We start from the raw sequence: 24491 nt of genomic DNA on the forward strand, positions 1-24491 counted from the left end.
GCCATCGGCGAGGGCATTTTTGTATCCTATGGGACGCGGTTTATTTGACGCTTACGGTGTAAGGGCAAAATGCTACGCACTATTTAAATATATGTTTTTCTATATAATCCGCACTCTTTGAGAATGATTTGGAGTATCAATTACTAAAGCATCTATTCCCAAATCCTGAATCCAAAACAGTGTATTTGATAAAAGATCTTTCACGTCTTTTCTATAAGGTTTAGGATCATTGATTAACGCATTATGTAATTCGCTTGTAATGGCACCGAAATATGCAGTTTTATCAGACATATTATCAAGCAAACTATATAGCCATAAAAACGGCTTGCTCCATCTGAACGCATCTTTTAGCTCGTCAACTGTTGGGATATGATCAAGCTCCAAAAACTCAAAAGATTTTATATCATTAAAATCCGGATGTGGAGTACTCGGAAAATCATATGTAAACAGCACATCAATAGTTGGTTTGAATAAAGCTTCAATTGAATTAGTCCATTTAGCCTTTGAATTACCACTCTCATTGTTTTGGTTAGCAGCATCATATTCTGCTTTCATTAGGCTGTAGATCTCATCAGTCATTAGAATAGAATCATCAAACAACTTATTGATTTTAATCAAATCAGAATCATTAATATCTGTAAAGCTTGATAACTCATAATTTCCGTGAGAATTCAACCCAATGCCATTAGATGTCATATTCGCGCTGCCAAGAATACATCTTTTCTTATCAAAAACATACGTTTTGGCATGAAGGTCAAACCTTACATACATCTGCCATCCTTTTGATTTGCAGAACTCATAAAGAGATAGATCTGTTGCTCCAGATAGCATATCTGATAATAGAAACCTAACCATTAATTTTTTCTCTGACAGTTTGTTTTTTATATTTGCTTCTATGAAGCTCATAGCTGATTCTTTACAAAACGCAGATATGATATGAAGAGTATTTGTGGCAGAAGCTACCTGAGAAGCTATCACATTTCTGGTTTCAGATGTTGTTAACAAGCTCATATTTCAGACTCCTTGTCAGTTTCTTGGATTAAGCTGTTCGGAAATATAATTATTCAGTTTATTATACCAAATTGTCATAAGCTTATCATTTTGACTACTCTGATATGCATTTGTTTTTCTAACTGATTGGAAGAATGAAGCTAAGAACAATTCAAAAGTTGTTTTTGCATCGGCAGAGCCATAAAGCTTACTCAAAAAAGACGTGTAGAATTTATGTGTAGTATTAATTGTTATAACTGTCGTTGCTAAAACGATTTTATAGTCAAATGCCGGACTGCGTTCTCCCTTATCAGCATAATCAAATACTACCTTATTACTAAAGAAATTAGATGCTTGTTCATCAGTAATATCTTCGTATCCCAATTCTTCTAATGTTTCTTTTCCAGTTTGAATAATTTCCTCAGGAGTAACATTATCCATAGGATTTTCTACATTTTCGATTTCATCATCATCATACTCATCTTCTACCTCAACAGTATTAATGATATTTGTTGTTTGTGTTGCGATATCATCGGCAGAACGTGTGTTGTGGCGAGTTTCTTCATTCTTTTCATACATCGCCTTAATTGTATCTGCTATTGTATTATATAGCTGATTCCATATTGGCTGAACTGGTTCATCATAATCGATATCTGCTTCTGCAATTCGTTTAAGATCAACATATTGTTTATTATTTGCGACTCCAAATGCTTCATCCAATTCTGGATTAAATATAATTTCGCAGCCCCACCAACGATGTTGCGGTTGGTTTAAAGAACTATAAAAATCAAATTGTCCAAAATCAATTTCTCGATTAGCTCTTACTACCGATATTCCTTCCATTTTGCTTGCATGTTTTCCGAAAGGATAAGAACCAGGATTACTACCGCCTGGAAAAGCCGTTTCATCATAGAAAACGTCTTTAACAATAGAGAATCTTGCTTTTACAATTGATTCACATATCTCGCCATTTTTACCTACATATTTTACAGGAATATCAACTTCACCTGTTCCTCTTCCATCAGCAGTGTACAATTCAAAAACAGGTTCTAGATCTTCAGTCTGTCCATACTTGTATACCTTTTTAACATCATCTTTCCTACACATAGCGTAGTTCTTGTTCATAAGGAATAAAGGATCATTAGGTAAAACATCAATTGCATTTTCTTGGTTTTCATCGCAGATTACTTTTATGGAACAAATATCTTTATAAATGAAATGTCTAAATTTTCTTCCTAAAGCAAATTCAAGATGCTCAGTTAGCGGTCCTCTTGTACGCGGAATTACTCTATCACAGTTCTTCCATACAACGAGTGTTCCGGATACAGAAAAATCATATGTCTCTGTTAACGTATTATAATGCACATAATTTGCATATTTCTCTGGCAAATCAGTTAACTCAGGATCTTCAATTTGAGTCTGAATGCCCTCTTTAACTTTATTTATATCAAGATAGACTTTTTTGCAATTATTAATTCCACCTTGCCATGAATAAACATCAACAGTTGGGCAAGCATGTAATGAAGCTTGCGGCAAACCGACTCCAAAACGACCCATTCCCTTTCTTGCATATCTTGTTGTAGAACCTATTCCAAGGCATTTACCAAGAACGTCGGAATTCATTCCTTCGCCATTATCAAGGAAGCCTATTTCCGTAACAACTTTTCTACCAGAAACAGGATTAATAGATTCACTAATAATGATAAATACATTTTTAGCATTCGCTTCTACAGAGTTATCAACAATTTCTGCCACAGCACTTTCAATATTTTTATAACCTGTATTTCTAAAAGCGTCCCCCATGTTTTTAATATCGACTATACTGTTTGCCATAATTTATCCTCCTATATTCTCCAATAGTCATTAAAATGAGAAAATGCTGTCTCATTATCAAAATTCTGTAAATTATCATCTACATCAACAAGTAGGCATTCTTCATTTCCACCCATTAAGGGTCCTCTTAGTCCTCTACCAAGCATTTGACTATATAAAACAACTGATTTTGTCGGTCTTGTAATTAATACGCACTTTATATTTTTAGAATCAAATCCCGTGGTCAACACCTCATAATTGATTATGATATCGACACCGCTACTGCGATCCTTGAATTGATTAATTGCTCTTTTTCTATCAATAGGATTCATTTCCCCAATTACAAGACTATTCGGGATTTCTTCTAAAGTTAACATTGCCGATAACATTTTGGCGTGTTCTACTGAACAAGCAAAAACAATAGTAGGGGTTTTATCCGAATGCAATAATCTTAGTTTTTTCATTATTGCTGTATTACGCTTTTTATTAGAAGCAAGAACTTCAAGCTGTTTTACTGTATAATCCTTTTCATTATATCTTCACCCTTAGTGAGTGAGTAAGCAATTATCTCATACATTTGATGGAAATGATTGCTTATGCTTATATGCTCAAATCTTCCAGAAATACCTCTCCAGCCATTGACCTTCTCCTGAGGTAGATTCATATCAATATAATTGGAAATATCTTTGTGACATATTAAAAGCAGATGAAGCTGCTGACTTGCTTCACGGTTGCATTTTTCAGCAAAGTCCTGAAGCATTTTAGTTTCACTTTCGTTTGCTGATGCAATATTTGATTCAAGATACTTTCCAAACTCATCGTATACAACATACATTCCAGTGAAGTTCTTATCTTTTAATGCAGTATTCACCTTATCATATACGTCTACAATATTAAAACCTACAAACGGATTGAAAACACTTCCCGCTGTTAGTTCAGGATAGACTTCATTGAATTTCTGATATGCATTGACATCGTTTGCAGATAAAGCCTTTGTAAACCTATCTATTCTCATCCCAATCTTATCTTTGAAACTTTTATAGGTATCAGGATATTTTACTTTCCACATATTGATGGTATTAGAAGCAGCAACAAAATGTGTCTCAGGCATAATATCATCAAGACCATATAGTTTCAGTGCCTGCTGTAATGCGCCAAGAAATGATTGTGTAAGGTTACCACTGTTGCCATTTATAATAACCGGCAACAGCCTGTTTTTACTGGAAATATAATTCTTAATTCTTTTATATGTATCTTCGTTTATATCCTTAATTTTATCAAGAAGCTTATTAAAATACCTCTTGTCTTTGTTATATAAAATTGAAAGTGCAACAAGTACTGTATGCGATTTGCCTCGTCCATATGCTCCTGTCAATATTTTAGCTCTATCCAAGTGATCTGATTCAGTGTTAACAAGTATGCTATTGATTATATCAAGTGCAGACGATGTCGGAATAAAACCTGATATTTTTCCCTTGTCATTAAAATCATACTCTATATTTACAGAGGACTGGAAGCCACGAGCTATCTCGATTTTATCATTAAGCATGATATTATTACTCCTACCTATCGTTTAATTCCCTATAATATAATTCTACGCACTCAATATACGTCATATCTGTTGTAAGCCTGATTATATCAAGGCCTGCTGTACGAACTACCTTCAGATATCCTAAAGAGTCGAGCTTATAAAGAATATTATGAAGTGAAATGGTATCAAGACAGAAAACCTTACCGATACTGCAATCATCGTTCTGTAAAGCAGAGATTTTTATCTCTTTTTCGTTTTCATACTTGTTGACAATAACCGCAAGAACTATAAGTTCTGGAATATCCTCAGCTTTTGGTGATTCCTTCCGAAATACTCTTTCATGATCCTTTACTTCAACAAATGATATTAATCCAAGTTCAGTAAGGGGACACTCAATATTATCCTCAGGATCCGAAGAATAATCTTTTTTAGAATAATATGTGCTGATAACACACTTAAAATCATCGCTTACAGCTCTTTCGCTGGGCATATCAACATCTTCATCACTCATTGAAATAAACTTTCGAACTCTTTTAGCGAAGTCTTCTTCAGTGAATTCTGAAAGATCAAATTGGTTAAAGAACAGATACCACGAAGTTGCTTCATCCTTATTTGAAGCAAGGGCGTAGTGAATTAGCCAGAGCGTTCCTATCTCTTCAATGTAACGGTCGTTATTATAAACTATATTTCCTATATCAGTAAGGTTTTGATTTCTACGGCCGAAATTCGGCTCGCTGGTTAGATTTGTTACCTGAAGCCAATATCTTAAAGCCTTGACCATATTTGAACCTATGCCAAGGCTATCCATGGGATTAACTTCTCTGCTAACAAAAACATCTGGCATTGCCACAACATTTCGCATGCCCTTTGTCAGCCAACCTTTTCTGATTGCAAAGGTCTCGTGTCCTCTAAACTTCATGTATATTATTCCTTTTCTTTGGTTTTCAAATACTTATCCATCAGGCAGCCGCCGTCAAGATATTTTGCTGTTACGCACATTTTACAGCGTCTGCATTTTTCTTCATCAATATGATATGTACCGCCAGTTATAGAAATAGCGTTAAATCTACATAATGACTCGCATTTCAAGCATTTACGGCAAGCATTGAATTTCCTTACCTGATAGCCAACCATACGCTGTAAATCGTCATGATTCTTGACGTTAAGCGTTTTCACCTTTACAGCGTACTCATAATTATCCTGATTAAAGGGCTGAACAGATAGAATAGGAGTCATGGATTTTATATCAAGAACTATGGTCTCATGTATCAGTTTACGCCCCAGCTCCTTCGACACTTTTCCAAATGGAGTCAGCATATTGTCAAGTAGGTCAGCGGTGTTACCACCGCTTTCCCCTTTAAGAACCGTACGTGACAGTTTCCCGTCATACGGCTCAAGTATTTTATCACTTTATTCAAGCGACAGTTTCTTAGACAATTTCTGGCAAACCGATTTCCGGTAAACTTTTAATCACTTTTCTTTTAAGGAAATATGGCTGGTCAAAGTATGGATTTGCTGATAGATTCAGTTTTGGATGTCTTGTGATAGGTATATATGACAAACTTCTAAGTTCTCTGTTTTCTGTAGAGAAAACCCAGTTCCTGTGATTTACTGTGTGCCAATACTTAACTTTAATCCATTTCCGTCCTTTTCTAGTATGTCTGTGGCAAGCCCACTTCCAAAGTAGTGTAAAAACGATAGTATCGATTTTCTGGAATGTAGTTTTAGAACATACAGACTTGTGATAGTTTCCCCATCCTGTAAGCTTCTGATTCAGTTTGCATATTAATACATCCTGACTAAGTGCTTTTCCTTGTCTTAGAATAACATCGTTCAGTGATGTTATAAGTGCTTTGACTGATTTTCTGGAAGGCTTGATTATCAGTTTGTCTTTAAACTTACGAAAGGTCCACCCGAGCAGGTCAAATCCATCATTTATATTTGTGACTAACGTCTTTTCCTCTGACAGTTGAAGTCCACGAATATTTAAGAAGTCTCGAATAACTATCTTAACTTCTTCAGCGATTTCCTTGGTGGCTGCTGATACAATAAAGTCATCTGCATATCTTACGAAGTTGACTTTGTTTCTTTTGTGAGCTCTTTCGCTTATTCTTCCCGTTCTGCTTATGTCAAATGTTTCTGCGAGTTTCTTCTGTAAACCATCAAGTGCCATGTTTGCAAGAATTGGTGAAATAATGCCACCTTGCGGGGTGCCGCTTGTGGTGTAAAATAGTTCACCTTTATATACAAACCCAGATTTCAGGAATTGCTTCAACACTGATTTATCCATTGGAATGTTATCTATAAGCCATTGATGGTTTATATTATCAAAGCATCCCTTTATATCTCCTTCAAGAACCCATTGTGGGGAATATTTACGCGAAAAGATTGTGAATATATGCTCACAGGCGTCTTGACATGAACGATATTTTCTGAATCCGTACGAATGTTTATCTGCAAGGGTTTCTGCTATTGGCTGTAGAGCTAAGGTGTAGAGAGCTTGCATAGCTCTGTCATACATACATGGAATACTTAAAGGTCTTTTGGATTTCTTGTTCTTCTTTTCTATGTAAACTCTGCGTAACGGTTTGGACTTATATCGTCTGTCGGTCAAAGATAAAGCGGCTTTCATCTTGTCAGAATCAGTCCGCCATATTACTTTATCTATGCCAGGTGTATTTTTACCTTTGTTTGTAACTACGTTCTTAACTGCGAGTAATTTTGCACTGAATGAGTGCGTAATCAGATACTGTAGCCTTTTAATTTTGTTCCAGTTGTCTTGTTTCACTGCCTTGGCGATCCTGATTTGCAACCTGTTGACTACGAGTTCTACTGTTTGCCAGTCGATGGTTCTCCATTGTTCAGCAAGTAGTTCATTGTTTGATAAGCTCTCAGTTTTCACTGCCATTGAGTCATTATCATTCACAGGTATGCCCCCATTTCTCGTCATAAAATACCATGGGATAAGTCTGCACCCTTTCGAGTTATGGTATTAACCACTATGCATCGCGATTAAAGCAATGCCATTAGCTTTTTATCCCTTTCCGTTGCCCTCTGCATCTTTTCTCATCCTTGCGGATTTGATACCTTCGTCACAAGAGAAGGAATACATAGGGTTTACCAAGTTCCACAATACAGATAATTATGAACGTTTTAGGTATTGTCAACTGAACCGAGAGGATTAAGTCCATTTGTGCCTCTGCTTCATGATACAGAAACACCACCTCTTTACCTTTTGGTCTATGCGTATCAGCCTCATTTCGCATATTCGACGTAACGATTCTTAAAACAATTCGCTTTACGCTTACCATGACGTTCTTACCCTAGCACTCCATCAGGATGTGTAGGCTTTCTGGTTTTGTACATTGTCTCATACGCTTTCCAACAGAGCAATTACTCGCTCCGCAGAGTATGATAGGGTTATTCCAAATGGATAGAATAGCTTATTAGGCAATCCGTATTGTGACATCTTGTCACACCAGGAACTCATCATCCATAGGACGGTTAAGCCTGTATACTTTTGCATGATCCTCAGCAGTACAATTAGTGTAGCGAATTTTGACGTCTTCTGCTGCCTTAACACCATTTCCACCCTGACGAGCTTTCCATTTTCCTGTATCGACATATACTTCAGGATCCAGTTTACCTATCCTCTTTGCAAAGCCAATGAGAAACTCTCGCCATTTCTGATACTGCTCCGGCATATATATGGAAGATAAAAACTGGGCCCTTTCATTGTTATTAGGACAACACCAGCAGCCGACTCTATCATAGCCAAGTCTATAGGCATCATTAAAGTCGATATTCTCTCCAAGAATGTACAGCCAAATATCAATATCCGCCCAATAAAAGATAGGTGAAGCAACTTTCTGCTTCTGTATCTTTACAGATTCAGCATTATCTTCAACTCGGTTGTATTTGCTGCGACTTACAGATTCGCACTTTCGTATGCCATAGAATGTAAGTATATTCTTGTCACGATAGTAACGGTTAAGTATTCTCGTGATAGGACCAGTCTTAAACATTGAGCAACACCAACGCATCATTCTCGCTGGAGGACCAATATCTTCACACACATCATAGAAGTTCTGCTCTCGATTTATAGCTGTTCTGAATATTGCAAGCGGATTATCGTTCCTAAATCGCTCGGCATATTTTATGGTCAGAGGGAACTCAAGAGTTGTATTGCCAAAAATATGCACAAGACTTGGCTCACTCATAGCCTTAACAGCTAAATCTGCTGTGACAGTAGAATCCTTACCACCAGAGAAAGAGAGTACTATGTTTTCTGTTGGATAGTTTGAAGCTTCTTGCCTGATAAAACTATGCGCTTCATCAATTCGATAATGTAGGCGTTCTTGATTTGCCTCAATAAATCTAGAAATATGCTTATCAAAATCAGCATAGCTATTCTGTGAGCGATATTCCTCAAGTTTATTGATTATATACTCAGGAGAAAACTTCTTAAAATGCTTAGATGATATTGTAAATGACTTTCCGTTTACATAATACCTATTATTGTTCGCCCATACAGAGTCGTGCAGATAAGCAAGCGGCTTATCGAAAAGAATTTCTATCAATAAGCGTTCTTCGGGGAATACAGTTCTCAAGTCAGAAGCTAAATATTTAGCTTCTCCTCCGCATATAGGACATATGTCTCTATCCGCAGAATTTTCCATCCTGATTACCGGTATATTACAATTGCAGCACCAATGTACTTCAGTTGTTGGTTCATATTCAGTTTTGCTGCCACATAGTTCACAAACACTATGTGGGGTATCATGTTTACATTTCTCACACCACATAATGCTTACATTTTCTCCACTTCTCTTAATTTATATGCAAATTATATATAAATACTCAATATACAATTATTCAATTTAAATTATACCACAAAACACTATAAAATGCAAGAAGAATAATAGGCAAATAAATTAATAATTATATATTATTACTTTTATTCCTATTCTTTTAGCATATTTTACTCCATGACAGTCGATACTACTCCCAATAACAAGCAATAGATCGGAGTCATCAATCATACGCTCGTCTGCAAGCTTATAGCAGTCATCGGTGAAGTGATGTGAAATGATCTCAACATTATCCGAATCGGCGTGAAGTCTGAAGAAACGGTCACGGTGCTCCTCAACCCAGTTTGTAGACTGCTCCTCATAGGGCATGGCTATGTTCAGCTCAATATCGTTGTACATTGCCAGTGCTGTTATTATCTCTCCACACCACAGTGGCACTCCATACTCACAGTTAATCCAGAACCTGTCATACCCCTTGCAGTAAAGCTCCCATATCTTCTCTCGAAGTTTTGCTTTTATCTCGGGATATGGAGGTTCATTTTCATTTTTACAGACAAGCTTCAGTTCCTCGCCTGTTGATATGATCGTACAAGTCATAAAAATCACTCTTTCATAATATGGGATATATCGTATATTATAACACATTTCAACTGAATTTGCGATATATCCCATACATTTGATTCCGATGTTTGGTAATATTAGATATACGATATATCCCAAACACTGGAGTGATTGTAATGAATGCTAAAGAAGCTGTCGCAAAAAGAATAATAGAGCTGTGTGAAGAGCATGGCATTGCAATAAATGCACTTGCAAACAGTTCGGGTGTTTCGCCTTCAACTGTGTATAGTATGCTGAATGAAAAAAGTCAGAATCCCGGAGTAGTATCCATTAAGAAAATCTGCGACGGGCTTGATATTTCTCTTAGGCATTTCTTCGATTCTGACCTGTTTGATGACCTTGAACAGGAAATAAAATAATAATATCCCTGTGACCAGAGCAATTTTATGCCTGATTACAGGGATTCTTCACTTATTACACCGGATAAGCAATTATCATATCGGCAATTATTTCTGTACCTACCATTGCTTTATTACAGATTAAATGGTAGAATATAATTGACCAAAAATGCCATGGAATAAAACAATGAAAGTTGGAAATGCAATGAGCAACATAGTAATACTTATCGGCAGTATGAGAAAAAACGGTAATACGGCGCGGCTGGCACAGAGCTTTGCAGAAGGAGCTGCCAATAATAATAACGTTGAGATAGTGCCTGTTGCCGATTATAAAGGCATAAAAGATTTATTAGGAGGATAACGATATGAATCACGATGAGTTTATTCTTTCAATTGTTAATGATGTAGATTCTTTAGGCAGGGTTAAATCAAGAGAGCGTAATGATTTAGAATATAAAGAGTCTTTCGGATTGAATAGTTGTATAAAATATGCAAAATCTATGGCAGCGTTTGCAAATAATAAAGGTGGATATATTATATTTGGTATAAAGGACAATCCACGCTCGATAGTAGGAGTCAACCAATCTTTTCATAGTTTTAAGCAGGAAAAGTTTACAGAAATGCTTAATTCTTTGTTCTCACCCGAACTCGAATGGGATGTTGGGACTGTTGAATGTGGAGATTATAGAATTGGATATATTTATACTTACGAAGCAGAATATAAGCCTGTTATTGCATTAAAAAATGACAGCTCAGAAAAAATCAATGGTGGCGATATTTTTTATCGCTATAGAGCAAGAAGTGAAAAAATAAAGTATCCAGAGATGAATAGAATTATCGAAGAAAGAATAAAAAAAGAGAGAAAACAGATTATGACATTAATGGAAGTTATTAGAAAAAGTGGAACAACAAATTTGGGAATTGTAAACTATAATAATGGTAAATTTAGCACTCCGTATGGAACAGATATTACAGTTGATAAAAAACTAGTGATGCAGGTACTAAGAAAAGCAAAATACATAAAAAGTGGCAGCTTTGATGAAACAAATGGCAATCCAGTTCTAAAAGTAACAGGAAATATTGATTTAGCAGAAGAGATCCCCGTACCAGATATTGAACCAGATATTAAATATCCTTATTTACAAAAACAATTATCGGAAAAACTTGGAGTTAATTCCTATTCAATTCAAGCATTAATTTGGCACTATAAAATGAAAGGAATCAAAAAATATCATATGGAAGTATCAGCAACTTCGTCTGGAAAGAGTAAGATTAATAAGTTTTCCGATATTGCGCTTCAATTTCTTGCAGATAAGATGAACGAGCATAAAGAAGATAAAACATGGCTTGATGAGATAAAACAACAATTTACACAGAGTAAAAAGCATAATAAAGGAAAATATTAAAGGCATAAGTGAGGAAAGATATGTTCAAAAACAAAGTAGCAGTAGTAACAGGCGGCGCAAATGGTATTGGCAAGTGCATAGCCGAAGAATTCCGCAGAAACGGAGCAACGGTATGCGTTATCGACAAGGCTGAGGGAGACCACTTCGTCGGCGATATTTCCGACAAGTTCGTGCTTGAAAGGTTTGCGGCGGAAGTCATTGCAAAGCACGGACACATCGACTTCCTTGTCAACAACGCTCTGCCGCTGATGAAGGGCATTGATGATTGCAGCTATGAGGAATTCCAGTACGCTCTCGCTGTTGGAGTAACTGCGCCGTTTTACCTGTCAAAGCTGTTCGCTCCGCACTTCAACAATGGCGGCAGTATCATCAATATTTCCTCCTCCCGTGACCGTATGAGTCAGCCGCAGACCGAGAGCTACACTGCGGCTAAAGGCGGTATAGCTGCCCTCACTCACGCACTTGCGGTGAGCCTTGCAGGGAAGGCGCGTGTGAACTCTATTTCTCCAGGCTGGATAGATACGTCCTACAAGGTCTACGAAGGTCCCGACGCTTATCAGCAGCCCTGCGGTCGTGTGGGAAATCCGTTGGATATTGCCAATATGGTTATGTTTCTTTGCTCTGACAAGGCAGGCTTCATCACCGGTGAGAATATTTGCATTGACGGTGGTATGACTAAGCTTATGATATACCACGGCGATAACGGCTGGGAGATGAAATAAAACAGTTTGACTTTGATACCAAGTTATGGTAAAATATATTCAAAACATTATGCCTTGATACTGAAGTTATACAAGTTGTAAAGTCAGCAGCGTCTTTTCTGTTCTCGTAGTTGCTGAAAACTTCCTTGCAGTCAAATTCGTAATCAGATAACGCTCTCAGCTCGTGCAGTTCTTCCGTGATATACATTTCCTCATAGTACACAGAAGTGCTCTCTGCGTTGACAAAGTGTTCGTTGTAGTCATCGACTTAAAACTCCGAGTCCTCATAGAAAGGCTCGTCAAAGATGTCGTTGTAGTATGCGAACAGATTTCTCAGGAGACCGTGTCTGAAATGCTTTGTGTCATAGGGTGGAATCGACTTCGCAATGTCCATGATGCTATCGTATGTGAATTCTATTTCCTGTGCGCACTTTCCTAAACAGGTATTAAAGGGCTTTGAGAAAACAGGAACATAAAAAAGCGCAGATGGCTAAAATTTGTCATCTGCGCTTCTGTTATATGATCTCAAAATGGTTCTTCCTGCATCGTATCAGTCCGTCCCTCTGCATCTTGCTCAATTCATTTGATAGCACAGAGCGTTCCACATTGAGGTAGTCCGCAAGCTGCTGACGGTCAAAGGGTATATCAAACTCACGGGAATGCTTCTGAACCGATACGGTATTAAGATACGCCATAATACGTCCACGCACCTGTCTCGGAGCAGTATGAAAGCTCCGGCTCGATAGGTGCAGATTTTTTCTTGTGGTGATAGTGAGAAGATTTGCAAGAAGTCTCGCCCTTATCGTATCGTTGAGGTCAGCGAGCGACTTCATGCTCAGAAACACGATACTGCAATCCTCGGCAGCACATACATCAACAAGCATCGGCACATCGGGCAGGAGTGCATAGCTTTCTGCAAAGAACTGTCCCTTACCTACAAGGTTGAGTATCGTGCGGTTTCCCCACATATCATTGCTTTCAATAGTAACGCCGCCTGCCGTGACAAAGCAGAGCTTATCGATGATCTCTCCCGATGAAAATATCATCTCACCTTTATTGTATTTCTTTTCGGCTGCATTAAGGGCTTTCAGAAGCTCAGATATTTCGGTATCATCAAAGCCCTTGAACAGTATCGAATTATGCAAAACTGAAATATCCATATTATTCTCCTAAAATGTTGTAATTACAACATACTTTCTTCTTTGATTATACTATAATGGATACAGAAAGTCAAGGAGGTATGGCTATGATACGGAAAATAATTGAGATAGACGAAGAAAAATGCAACGGCTGCGGTCTGTGTGCTAAGGCTTGCCATGAGGGAGCGATTGCTATTGTGAACGGCAAGGCTAAGCTCATGCGTGACGATTTCTGCGATGGCTTCGGTGACTGTCTCCCTGCCTGTCCTATGGACGCTATCCACTTCACCGAGCGTGAAGCGGCGGCTTATGACGAGAAGGCAGTGCAGGCAAACAAGCAGAAAAAGTCCGCTTGCAGCGATTTCACCTGTCCGGGTTCTGCATTGCAGAGCTTTACGCCAAAAGAAGATGACAGCGATGTTCGTGTTCCAAGCTGTTTGAGACAATTCCCGATACAGATAAAGCTCCTGCCGACTAATGCACCCTATTTCAACGGTGCTGATCTGCTTATCGCTGCCGATTGTACAGCTTACGCCTACGGGAACTTCCACCATGATTTTATCAAAGGCAGGATAACGCTCATCGGCTGTCCGAAGCTCGATGCTGTTGATTACTCCGAAAAGCTGACAGAGATATTCCGTAATAACGATATAAAGAGCATCACTCTCACAAGAATGATCGTACCATGCTGTGGAGGTATGGAGTATGCGATAAAACGTGCGATAGAAGCAAGCGGTAAGGATATTTCGCTTGAAGTTGCAGTCATTTCGCCGGACGGCAGTATCGTTGAGATAAGAAAATAACGGAGGTATTTATCATGGAACAGAAAATGTTTTGCTATCAGTGTCAGGAAACAGCGGGCTGTAAAGGTTGTACCGCTTGCGGTGTCTGCGGTAAACAGCCCGAAGTCGCAGTAATGCAGGACTTGCTTGTGTACGTTACAAAGGGATTGTCTGCGGTAACAACTCAGCTCCGTGCAGAGGGAAAGACTGTCGATAAGACTGTTAATCATCTTATCAGCGTGAACCTGTTTATCACGATTTCCAATGCAAATTTCGATCTTGACAGCATTACCACTAAGGTTACTGAAACACTTGCAGTCAAAGAAGAATTGCTCGGACAGGTGCAGAATAAAGAATCACTCCCCGAAGCGGCTCTGTGGAACGGTACCGATTATGCCGAAAAAGCGAAAATAGTCGGCGTTCTTGCGACCGAGAACGAGGATATTCGCTCTCTGCGTGAGCTGATAACATACGGTCTGAAAGGACTTGCGGCATACACCAAACACGCAAACGCTCTGCTAAGCGATGATGATGAGCTTGATGCTTTCATGCAGTCGGCTCTTGCAAAAACGCTTGATGACAGCCTGACGGTCGATGACCTTGTGGCTCTTACGCTTGAAGTAGGCAAATACGGCGTTCAGGGTATGGCTGACCTTGATGCTGCAAATACTACAGCATACGGCAATCCTGAGATCACGACAGTTGATATCGGTGTCCGCAAAAATCCTGCAATACTGATCTCAGGTCACGATCTGAAAGACCTTGAAATGCTCCTTGAGCAGACAAAGGATACGGGAGTTGATGTTTATACGCACTCGGAAATGCTGCCTGCGCATTATTATCCGTTCTTCAAAAAGTATCCGCATTTCGCAGGAAACTACGGCAATGCGTGGTGGAAGCAGAAAGAGGAATTTGAGAGCTTTAACGGTCCGGTGCTGATGACTACAAACTGCATCGTTCCTCCGAAGGACAGCTACAAGGACAGGCTTTGGACAACAGGTGCCGCAGGCTATCCGGGATGTAAGCATATTGATGCACCCTACGGCGAAGTAAAGGACTTCTCACCGATCATCGAACAGGCGAAGAAATGTACTCCGCCGACTGAAATCGAAAAAGGCTCTATTGTCGGCGGTTTTGCCCATGAACAGGTATTCGCACTTGCTGATACAGTTGTAGAAGCAGTAAAATCTGGTGCTATCCGCAAGTTTGTGGTAATGGCAGGCTGTGACGGCAGAGCGAAGTCCAGAAGCTACTATCAGGAATTTGCTGAGAAGCTGCCGAAGGATACAGTCATTCTCACCGCAGGCTGTGCAAAGTACAAGTATAACAAGCTCGACTTAGGCGACATCGGCGGTATTCCGAGAGTTCTCGATGCAGGACAGTGCAATGATTCTTATTCTTTGGCACTTATCGCTCTGAAGCTGAAAGAGGTGTTCGGGCTTGACGATGTGAACGATCTGCCTATCGTTTACAATATCTCTTGGTATGAGCAGAAAGCAGTCATCGTACTCCTTGCTCTGCTGTATCTCGGAGTGAAGAATATTCACCTCGGACCGACTCTGCCTGCGTTCCTGTCTCCGAATGTGGCAAAGGTTCTTGTAGACAGCTTCGGCATTGCGGGTATTACGAATGTTGACGAGGATATGAGGATATTCGGCTTATGAGAAGAAAAGACCGTGAAGTGATTGATTTTAGAAAGAACTCCTTGACATAGTTCATCTGAAATAAAAAAGCTCCTCAGCGACCTGTTTTCATACAGGCTCAGTGAGAAGCAATGTGCAATATTCAATTTTTAGGCATAAAAATAGCGGACAGCGCTTCTGTTATGAAACACCGTCCGCTTTTGTCCATTGTTCAGTTTGCTTGTCAACAGGCTTTCTACCGTTTGTTTTAGGGTTTCTACCAACCTTGACGGCGGTAGAATTCTACCAGTTTTTCTACCAAAAATCTGCATTTTGATGATTTTTCAGAAACAGCGCAGTTACGCAGTTTTCCATGTTTCTACCCTCAAAAATGCTGATTTTACGGTGATTTGGTAAAACTTGGCGATAGATTACGATAATTGGCGATAAAGTGGTGATACTATACCACAACAGTGCGGTTTGATCAAAAGCTTTATCTCAGCTTACTATTGATTACAAAAACGGAGTCATATATATTGGCAGACAGAACAAATCATGGTCCTTGCAATAATCCTTTGTATATACAAGATATTTCCATAGTATCCTGTTTGAATATTTCTCTGAAAATTTATCCATTGAAGTATGAGATTTGTATCCCGATGATTTCACCTCTATTGGACATATCTTATTCTTCCGTGCAAGAAGAAAATCTATTTCATAATTATGACGTGACTCTTCGTTCATAAATGTATGGTAAAACAGCTCATTGCCGTTTGCCGTCAGTATCTGTGCAACGATATTTTCATATAAATAGCCGAGATTGGCAGACAGTTTATCACTAAGCAGTTTTTCGTATATATCATTTTCAGTAAAATCTCTGTCTTTAAACATCAATGTCGTAAACAATCCTGTATCACATATAAACATCTTGAATTTTGTCAGATCTTTGTTTGATGACATACCTACATTAGGATCATTCGCATGATATGAAACGAGAACTGTTCGTGAATCCTTCATTTCCGCAATGAGCTGAAGAACGTCTTCTGCACGAGTATTGTCGCTTAACACACTGCTGACCTGATACCGAGATGCATTTTTATTGAGCTGTGCAGGTATTGACTCAAACATCAGCGAAGCCCGTCCTGTTGGATCAATCTTCATAAAATCGTCTTTGTAAAGATTGAGGATATCCCGTTTTACCATATCCACCATTTTAAAATTATTGGTTGTGATATACTCGTTTATTGCCTGCGGCATACCTCCGACAAGCATATATAATCTGAAACTGCGTAAAAGCTGTCGGTTCATTTGCTGCCCAAGAGGCTTTCCTAATTCATAGAATTTTTTTATCAATTGAAAACTTGTATTATCGCCTACAGCCCACAGGAACTCTTCGTAATCCATAGGATACATATTTATTCTGCGTTCTTCACTTGGGATAACTATGTTGCTGACATTCTTTTTTATGGATATAAGAGAGCCTGTTTCAATGTAATCATATCTATGATCTTTAACGAGATGCTTTATCGCCTGACGCGCAAGCGGACAACGCTGTACTTCGTCAAATATTATCAGGGATTTTCTTTCAATCAAGTCGACCTTGTACTGTAACTGCAACTGTAAAAAAAGATAATCAAGGTCTGAAACATCTTCAAACAACTCTATAGTAGCCTTTGAAGCAATAGAAAAATCGATGATGATATAACTTTCGTATTCGTTGCTGCCAAATTCTTCGGCAACCGTAGACTTACCTATTCGCCTTGCGCCCTCTATAAGAAGCGCAGTTCGTCCATTTGATTCACGCTTCCATTCCAACAATTTATCATATATTTTACGTTTAAACATTATTGCACCTCGCAATTTGATTGATAGTCTTTTCGCAAATTGTTTCAAGCAGCTTTTCCACGAAATCGCAAATTGTTTTTTGCTATTATACCTCATAATCGCAAAATTGTCAAGTGCCTAAATGAAATTCCTTATGTTCATGTTGACTTTTATACAAAATTAGGATATAATACATTTAACAGAACCCGACACGCCTCTAAGCTATGCGTACCATGTCGGGTCGTTTAATTATTCTAGGTTAAAGGATATATTATTATACCCTGATCAACTGCTGATACTCCTCAATCTCCATCTCGCCCTCAGCCGCCTTCTGTCGCAGCTGGATAGCATACTCTCCCCACTCGGCGAACTCGGACTTGCTCATCTTCTTTTTCATGAAACGAGCGTAGTGCTGCTTGTAGGCACGGTTGTAGATCTCCCACACCGGATCGTTCTTTATCTTCTCCTTGAAGTTGTGACGCATAGCGTTGTCGCGGCAGGACTTCGGAGGATTACTGCTTATCAGGCGCTTGCAGTAGTGCGAGAACGTGGTGTGCTTCATGATGAACCAGCGTCCGCAGTTGCGGCACTTGACAGGCATGAACTTTTCTTCAATGCACTTGAACAACTCAAAATACAGAAAGGCTCCCAGCGATGTGAAACGATATGTCTCGCAGAGTATGGGACCTTTTTTCGTTTCGAGTAGTGTATGTCCCATGCACATACTTCCGCTGGAAACAAGATTGAAATGTGATTCAGAGTAACATTTCTCAGTGAACTGCTGAAACACTTCAATAACCTTTTGATTGGACGGGTAGTTGTTGTGGTCGCAGAGCTTGTCTGCAAATGGCATAAAAACATTCCTAACTCGCATAAGGTCGGAAACAAATTCTGCGAACTCATTTGTCATCTGTTCGATACAAGTAGTGAAGTCGGCGGCGTCTTTTCTGTTCTCATAGTTACTGAAAACTTTCTTGCTGTCGAAGTCATAATCGTCAAGCGCTCGCAGCTCGTTCAAATCTTCTGTGATATACATTTCCTCATAGGACACAGGAGTGCTCTCGGCGTTGACAAAGTGTTCGTTGTAGTCATCGGAATCGAATTCAGAGTCTTCATAAAACGGCTCGTCAAATATGTCGTGGTAGTACGCAAACAGATTTCTCAGGAGACCGCGTCTGAAATGTCTTTTGTCATAGGGCGGAAGTGTTTCTGCGATGTCCATGATGCTGTCATATGTGTACTCGATATCGCGTGCGCGCTTTCCGATGTCAGCTGGGCAGAACAAGGAACTGATGTTCATCTCTGTTTTTGCACGCTCGCATACGTCATACAAGTCTTCAAGAGCAGTTGAATTCATCGAAAAATAGCGCAGAAGTATTTCACCAAGCGGATACGTCCTACCGTCGGAAAGATAAATCTTTCTGTCATGGTAGTGTGCTTCTATCTCAAACATAATGTCTCCTTTCAGAAATAGTGTTCTATTTGTTCGGAGCGCTAAACACCGCGATTTTATTCTGAAAGCGCATAGTAAATAGCGCAAATTCAAATGTTTACAATTTGTTCATAAAAATAGATTATAGATTGACTGCGATAGAGTTATTATACAACATCTATTGACTTCTGTCAAGGACTGGTGTATACTGAATGCAGTTAAGACGTCCGGACAGTTCTTGACATCACAAGAATAAACTCGAAACGCGAAAGGAAGATGTAGATGAAAAATATGAACGTGATCAACTGCACAAGCTACTCTAACGGCGTCAACTCTCCGCTTGAGTATCTCAACATCACTACGCCTGCCGAGTTCAAGGTGGTGATGGAATTACTCTGTCACTATGACGAGGAAAAGAAAAGTTCGACCATAAGCCGCACAGGTATCGCAAGAGACACTGCGATGTCGGTAAGCAATGTTGAGCGCGCACTGAAAACTCTTGCGCAGAAGGATATCATTCGCATACACAACAACTATGCTGACAACGGTCGTCAGGTCGAGAACTCTTACGAGGTCGCATTCCTGAATTATGACATGGACGAGGACAAGCTCCGCGATGCTGAGCTTGCACTCCAGTTCAAAAGCTGAATTGTCATAGGGGCTGTGTCATGATGTCATACGCTTATATATTAAGTATACAAGATAATATATACTTAATACAGAGAAGGAAGATATATATTAGCTATCAAAGATGATATAAACTATGTGTCTTTTTTCTTCAGCTATAATATCTATGACAACGATGTTCAGTTGATAAGAACTGAAACACGCGCAGAAAGCCCCTTGTTTGCCGTCCTCAAAAGGGAAATAGTATAGTTACCCCACCGCTCGCGTTGAATGCGATTGTCGCGCAACGTGGAGCGAGTGTGGGGGATACCACGCAGTTACTATTGGCAGAGAAAAAGTGGCGGCGGTGACAAAAAGTCTTCCCTTTTGGGAAGGCAAGCATCGCAGACGGCATTCCGCCTGCCGCTGAAACGGGAGAACCCGTGCCCCTTTTTGGTTTGCAGGAAAAAGGCTGGCGTCATTTGCGCCCGCCATTCCACATCGGACGGGCAGTGCCCGCCGATTTTTCGACATTTGCTGTGACGTAAGCAGAGGCGTCTTTCCTTGGGAATTTCAATAAAGCAGGCGTCTTTTTTGAGGAAAAAGCCGGATAAAGGCTATGATTAGGGAGATATGGGAGGCGTCTGAGCAGCATAATTGCCGCTGTGAGAGGAGTGAAAAAAAACCGAGCAGGCCTCGCAAGGGATGCTCAAAAAGTCTGGGCTGGTAACACGCAGGCTCAGCAAAGACGGTACGATTTGATTTTGTACCTGTGAATTTGAATTGAATAGTTTTAGAGGAGGCGGATGTATGAGCGTAAACCTTGAAAAGACTCATTGCAGTGAAGATCCCGAGGTACAGTCCGTATTGCATCACGACTGTACTGTTGACGGTGTCACCTATCGTGTTTGGTCTGCTTTCCTTGGCAGGAAAAGAGCTGAAGAGTCGCTCGGAGAATTAATGCTCCGACAGCTCGAAAGGGGGGATGAAAAGCCTGCCTTTGATGCAAAGCAGACCGAGAGCGAGTCGATGTAAAAGTCGGAAAATGTTTTTTGTGCAGTCCTACGAAATCAGCTGTGCACACTGGATTCCTGAGCGGAGATGTGGTATACTGTCCGTGTAAGGATCTGCTGCACGGCTGTGAAAGGAGTAATAATGAAAAACAAACAGCCTAAAAAAGCAGCTCTGTATTGCAGACTCTCGGTCGATGACGGGCGAATGGGCGAAAGCGTAAGCATTGGCTCGCAGAAATTATTATTGGAGCAGTACTGCAAGGATCATGCAATAGATAATTATGAAGTGTACGATGATGACGGATACAGCGGCACTAACTTTGACCGTCCTGCGTTCCAGAGAATGTATGAGGACATTCAGAACGGACTGATAGATACTGTTCTGGTAAAAGACCAGTCACGATTCGGAAGGTCGTATATCGAAGTCGGAATGTATGTTGAGAAGTTCAAGGAACTCGGAGTTCGGTTCATCGCTGTGAGCGACAACTACGACTCAATGAAAAACGAAAACGATATGATGTTCCCGATGCGGAATGTGCTGAATGATTACTTCGCAAGAGAGGCTTCTATCAAGACTAAGACTGCGAAGAAGGCAAAAGCGAAAGCCGGACAGTACATTGGTTCAAAGCCGCCCTTCGGTTACAAGCTGGACCCGAACGACAGGCATCATCTTGTGATAGATGAGCCTGCTGCGGAGACAGTACGAAGAATATTCAGAATGGCGGCGCAGGGTATCGGCTTCAATAGGACAACAAAAATCTTCCGCGAGGAAAGAGTGCTCACTCCTATCGCCTACTTCAATCTCCATAATCCCGACTACTTCAAGTCGGATTACTGGCGGAAGGAGTTCGACTGGCACGTTACTTCTATCCGAGTGATACTTGAAAACGAGGTCTACCTCGGCAAGTTGATCTATGGAAAGCAGCGTTGCAAATCGATGAAAAGCAAGGAGAAAATCAAAGTTCCGAGAGAGGAATGGATAATAGTTGAGAACTGTCATGAGCCGATAATATCACAGGAGCTGTGGGACGAAGCACACAGAATGATGAGTGTAAAGCGTCGGGCTACCAAGACAGGAGAGTTCCAGATATTTGCGGGGCACCTATACTGTGCAGACTGCGGTCATGCGCTCACCTACTCTCAGAAGCAGCGCAGAGACGGTACATATCACGGAGCATACTCTTGCTGGCTATACAAAACTCACGGCAAGGAATACTGTGCATCGCATTATATCAACTACGATGTTATCTATGACCTTGTGCTTAAGGACATAAGGCGGCTGCTGAAATCTTACCGTAAAAACAAAGACGCTTTCAGAGCCTTCCTTGAAAACAGATGCAGCGGTATCAGCAGTAAAAGAATAGTAATGCTGAAACATGAGCTCAAAGAGGCACAGGGAAGAGTAGCCGAACTTGACCACCTTCTGAATAAACTTTATGAGGATAATGCTCTTGGCAAGATTCCTGATAACCGTTATGTTCAGATGTCAAATAGATTTGAAGATGAACAGTCAAAACTGAAGGAGTCGGTAAATGAGATGTCATCAGAGCTTGCAAAATACAAGCTCACAACTGACGAGACAGAAAAGTTTACGAGTGTCATTGATAAGTATACTGACATCAAAGAGCTTGATGATATTATCATAAATGAGTTCATTGATAAGATATTTGTCCATCATAAGGAAGAAATTGACGGCAATACTTATCAGCAGGTTGAAATATACTATAAGTTCGTAGGAAACTTGAGTCGAACCGCGAAAAATGCGGCGTAAAGGCAATAGAGGGAACGAATGTTCCCTCTATGTCCAAACACGTAGTCGCAGGTTCAAGTCCCGTCACTAGCTCCAATGACAAACCGCTTAGAATAGACTTCTAAGCGGTTTTGGTTTTAATCTTTGTTAGCGATAATTTTACTGTATATCGTACGAACAAATATCAGATATAACGTTTCCCGATCATGAACTGCGTTTTTTGTGCCTAAAAACAGCGTTACGTGCCAAATGGCTTGACAAGTAAATCAAATATGTTATAATGTGTATATAGACAAAAATATCCCAAACAAACAGCGCAATTAGGTTGAATGTGCTCGCGCTTGGGGCGCAAATCTTTAGCATTGTATAATCGTAAAGGTTATTAACGGGGTTAAGATGGACATAATTCTGCTAATACCACGGGAACGTCTTTTGTTTATTTAGACTAAGGAGAAGATGGTTATGAAAAAATGCATAGCGATAGTAATTTCATTGTTCGTGATTAATTCAATTTGCCCTCAAAGAGTCTATTCCATTGAACCGGATTATCAATTATGGAATAAATTCTTGAAATATGATCTGTGCATTACTGACTATAATGCCCTCAGTGAGGAAGAACAGGAACTGTGTCACTTTATATTCGATACAGAACAGACTGCTGAGGATAACATCATCTGTGAACGTGCAAGGCGTACTCTTATAGGAGATACCGATTTAGGCGAGCGTATCACACTTGATGATTTAGATGGAACTTATGGCATCTGGGATAAATATTCCCCGAATTCAATATATGGCTGGCAGATTTATACTCACTGCGTTCCGGACGTAATACATTTGGGAAACAACAGCGAACCAGCGCCGTTCTGGTATGAATACTGGCTTGATGATACCGGAAGTGAATATGTAGTGTTCAATGAAAAAACATCTCCTGACGATTACAGGCACTTTGATGTGTATGACAATGGAGAACTCCTTGAAACCATTAACGCAGCCGATCCTGAAATGCCTTTTAAGGATATCAGAAATGATAAAGAACTAATGAAGGAAAAGGGGCTTATCCAACAAGACGGTGGCTGGTACTACACAAAGCCGGACGGAACGGCAGTTTTGGTCTGGTGTGACTATGCTAATACAGTGCAGGTAATGCCCCAGATGTATGATATTGATGTTCCACCTATTGAAGAACCTTTCGTTGTGGCGGACGAAATAAACGGCTGCCCGGTCACAGCCATAGAAAGCGGTGCTTTCAGAATGTCACCCGTGACTAAGGTGATTCTTCCTGATTCTATCGAATATATTGGTATGTCTGCCTTTTTCAACTGCATTTACCTTAATGATATACAGTTACCAAAGGATTTGAAATACTTGGGGAATTCTGCGTTTATGTACTGTACTTCTTTTGAAGATTTTGACATAGACTGTCCCTCTTTAAGACTGGATACGGATACTTTTAACGGCTGTGATAATCTAAGATCAATGAAACTGAACGTTCGTGAGATAGGTGAGAGAAGCGTTCCGAGGACTCTGGAATCACTGGAACTGGGCGATGCTGTCCGCAAGATAGGGCATAACAGTTTCGGCAGCTGCAAAAAGCTTGAAACTCTGGAAATTCCACTGGGGACTGAGCAAATATGTCAAGATGCGTTTTTGTATTCCGGAATAAAGTCTGTGATAATTCCACAAACAGTAAAGCTCATTGGTACATATCCGTCAAAAACCAGAGCAGAGTTTATGTCTGGATTAAATGATGTTCCGGGCAGGCGTCCGCTTACTGACGAGCCCAAATGTGCATTCAATAATGACTGCGTTATAAAAGGCTACAAGGGAACGGAAGCCGAGCGATATGCAAATGAATGGGGACTGGAGTTTGAAGCACTTGAAGCAGAAACGGGAGATGTAAATCTTGACGGTGAAATAACAGTTGCAGATGCTGTTGCTCTCCAGAGGTTCCTGCTCGGCAGATATGTCTCCACAGGAGCTTATTACGGTGATATGAATGGCGATAATGAAGTGAACGTATTTGATATGGTATCTATAAGGAGAAAGCTGATGAGTATTTAAATTCAACGGATTGACCGATGATGATTTAAAAGCAACACATATATATTCATTT

At 40.0% G+C, this 24491-nt stretch carries 22 protein-coding genes; 10 read left to right on the plus strand and 12 right to left on the minus strand.

What is annotated here, in order from left to right:
• Positions 1–99 precede the first annotated feature (99 nt).
• The 8 genes from Q0Y65_RS06780 to Q0Y65_RS06815 form a co-directional block, all read right to left on the minus strand.
• Positions 100–1011: a phospholipase D-like domain-containing protein gene (locus Q0Y65_RS06780; RefSeq protein WP_297958432.1), complete on the minus strand. Its 912-nt coding sequence runs from the start codon at positions 1009–1011 to the stop codon at positions 100–102.
• Between the two features lie 15 nt (positions 1012–1026).
• On the minus strand, positions 1027–2823 hold the full coding sequence (locus Q0Y65_RS06785) for an ATP-binding protein (RefSeq protein ID WP_297958433.1): 1797 nt from the start codon (positions 2821–2823) through the stop codon (positions 1027–1029).
• An 11-nt stretch (positions 2824–2834) separates the two neighbouring features.
• Complete coding sequence (locus Q0Y65_RS06790; protein WP_297958434.1) at positions 2835–3266, minus strand: DEAD/DEAH box helicase; 432 nt, start codon at positions 3264–3266, stop codon at positions 2835–2837.
• A 47-nt stretch (positions 3267–3313) separates the two neighbouring features.
• Positions 3314–4351: a hypothetical protein gene (locus Q0Y65_RS06795; protein WP_297958435.1), complete on the minus strand. Its 1038-nt coding sequence runs from the start codon at positions 4349–4351 to the stop codon at positions 3314–3316.
• 13 nt (positions 4352–4364) lie between these two features.
• The gene (locus Q0Y65_RS06800; protein ID WP_297958436.1) at positions 4365–5252 is read right to left on the minus strand and encodes a DUF4007 family protein; all 888 of its coding nucleotides are present in this window, start codon (positions 5250–5252) and stop codon (positions 4365–4367) included.
• A 510-nt stretch (positions 5253–5762) separates the two neighbouring features.
• On the minus strand, positions 5763–7259 hold the full coding sequence (gene ltrA, locus Q0Y65_RS06805) for a group II intron reverse transcriptase/maturase (protein WP_297958437.1): 1497 nt from the start codon (positions 7257–7259) through the stop codon (positions 5763–5765).
• A 547-nt stretch (positions 7260–7806) separates the two neighbouring features.
• On the minus strand, positions 7807–9012 hold the full coding sequence (locus Q0Y65_RS06810) for a phosphoadenosine phosphosulfate reductase family protein (protein ID WP_297958438.1): 1206 nt from the start codon (positions 9010–9012) through the stop codon (positions 7807–7809).
• Between the two features lie 255 nt (positions 9013–9267).
• Positions 9268–9741 carry an SLOG family protein gene (locus Q0Y65_RS06815; protein ID WP_297958439.1) on the minus strand — a complete coding sequence of 158 codons (474 nt, stop codon included), beginning with the start codon at positions 9739–9741 and terminating at the stop codon, positions 9268–9270.
• A gap of 140 nt (positions 9742–9881) precedes the next feature.
• On the opposite strand from Q0Y65_RS06815, the gene Q0Y65_RS06820 reads away from it, so the two are divergent.
• The 4 genes from Q0Y65_RS06820 (at position 9882) to Q0Y65_RS06835 (ending at position 12231) form a co-directional block, all read left to right on the plus strand.
• Complete coding sequence (locus Q0Y65_RS06820) at positions 9882–10124, plus strand: helix-turn-helix domain-containing protein (RefSeq protein WP_109727842.1); 243 nt, start codon at positions 9882–9884, stop codon at positions 10122–10124.
• Positions 10125–10290: 166 nt separating this feature from the next.
• Positions 10291–10464 carry an NAD(P)H-dependent oxidoreductase gene (locus Q0Y65_RS06825; protein ID WP_297958440.1) on the plus strand — a complete coding sequence of 58 codons (174 nt, stop codon included), beginning with the start codon at positions 10291–10293 and terminating at the stop codon, positions 10462–10464.
• A 4-nt stretch (positions 10465–10468) separates the two neighbouring features.
• Positions 10469–11509: an ATP-binding protein gene (locus Q0Y65_RS06830; RefSeq protein ID WP_297958441.1), complete on the plus strand. Its 1041-nt coding sequence runs from the start codon at positions 10469–10471 to the stop codon at positions 11507–11509.
• Positions 11510–11529: 20 nt separating this feature from the next.
• On the plus strand, positions 11530–12231 hold the full coding sequence (locus Q0Y65_RS06835; RefSeq protein WP_297958442.1) for an SDR family oxidoreductase: 702 nt from the start codon (positions 11530–11532) through the stop codon (positions 12229–12231).
• A 247-nt stretch (positions 12232–12478) separates the two neighbouring features.
• On the opposite strand, the gene Q0Y65_RS06840 is transcribed toward Q0Y65_RS06835, so the two are convergent.
• A complete protein-coding gene (locus tag Q0Y65_RS06840; protein ID WP_297958443.1) occupies positions 12479–12604 on the minus strand; it encodes a hypothetical protein in 126 nt (41 codons plus the stop codon).
• Between the two features lie 121 nt (positions 12605–12725).
• Positions 12726–13370 (minus strand): Crp/Fnr family transcriptional regulator, encoded by a 645-nt coding sequence (locus tag Q0Y65_RS06845; protein WP_297958444.1) that lies wholly within the window; start codon positions 13368–13370, stop codon positions 12726–12728.
• A gap of 86 nt (positions 13371–13456) precedes the next feature.
• On the opposite strand from Q0Y65_RS06845, the gene Q0Y65_RS06850 reads away from it, so the two are divergent.
• Both Q0Y65_RS06850 and hcp read left to right on the plus strand, forming a co-directional pair.
• Positions 13457–14152, plus strand: coding sequence for an ATP-binding protein (locus Q0Y65_RS06850; protein WP_297958445.1), 696 nt, complete (start codon positions 13457–13459; stop codon positions 14150–14152).
• Between the two features lie 14 nt (positions 14153–14166).
• Entirely contained in the window at positions 14167–15795 is a 1629-nt protein-coding gene (hcp, locus tag Q0Y65_RS06855) for a hydroxylamine reductase (protein WP_297958446.1), read from the plus strand.
• A gap of 471 nt (positions 15796–16266) precedes the next feature.
• Here the strand turns inward: hcp and Q0Y65_RS06860 are convergent, their stop codons facing one another.
• Together Q0Y65_RS06860 and Q0Y65_RS06865 are read right to left on the minus strand one after the other, a co-directional pair.
• Positions 16267–17598: an ATP-binding protein gene (locus Q0Y65_RS06860; RefSeq protein ID WP_297958447.1), complete on the minus strand. Its 1332-nt coding sequence runs from the start codon at positions 17596–17598 to the stop codon at positions 16267–16269.
• Positions 17599–17851: 253 nt separating this feature from the next.
• Positions 17852–19030, minus strand: coding sequence for a DUF6076 domain-containing protein (locus Q0Y65_RS06865; protein ID WP_297958448.1), 1179 nt, complete (start codon positions 19028–19030; stop codon positions 17852–17854).
• A 261-nt stretch (positions 19031–19291) separates the two neighbouring features.
• On the opposite strand from Q0Y65_RS06865, the gene Q0Y65_RS06870 reads away from it, so the two are divergent.
• The 4 genes from Q0Y65_RS06870 (at position 19292) to Q0Y65_RS06885 (ending at position 24439) form a co-directional block, all read left to right on the plus strand.
• Entirely contained in the window at positions 19292–19657 is a 366-nt protein-coding gene (locus Q0Y65_RS06870; protein ID WP_297958449.1) for a helix-turn-helix domain-containing protein, read from the plus strand.
• 768 nt (positions 19658–20425) lie between these two features.
• Positions 20426–20650, plus strand: coding sequence for a hypothetical protein (locus Q0Y65_RS06875; RefSeq protein ID WP_297958450.1), 225 nt, complete (start codon positions 20426–20428; stop codon positions 20648–20650).
• Between the two features lie 120 nt (positions 20651–20770).
• Positions 20771–22399, plus strand: a complete 1629-nt coding sequence (locus Q0Y65_RS06880; protein WP_297958451.1) for a recombinase family protein — start codon at positions 20771–20773, stop codon at positions 22397–22399.
• A gap of 441 nt (positions 22400–22840) precedes the next feature.
• A complete protein-coding gene (locus tag Q0Y65_RS06885) occupies positions 22841–24439 on the plus strand; it encodes a leucine-rich repeat protein (RefSeq protein ID WP_297958452.1) in 1599 nt (532 codons plus the stop codon).
• The last annotated feature ends 52 nt before the right edge of the window (positions 24440–24491 follow it).

It is taken from the genome of uncultured Ruminococcus sp., from assembly GCF_947301925.1.
Lineage (GTDB): Bacteria > Bacillota > Clostridia > Oscillospirales > Ruminococcaceae > Ruminococcus.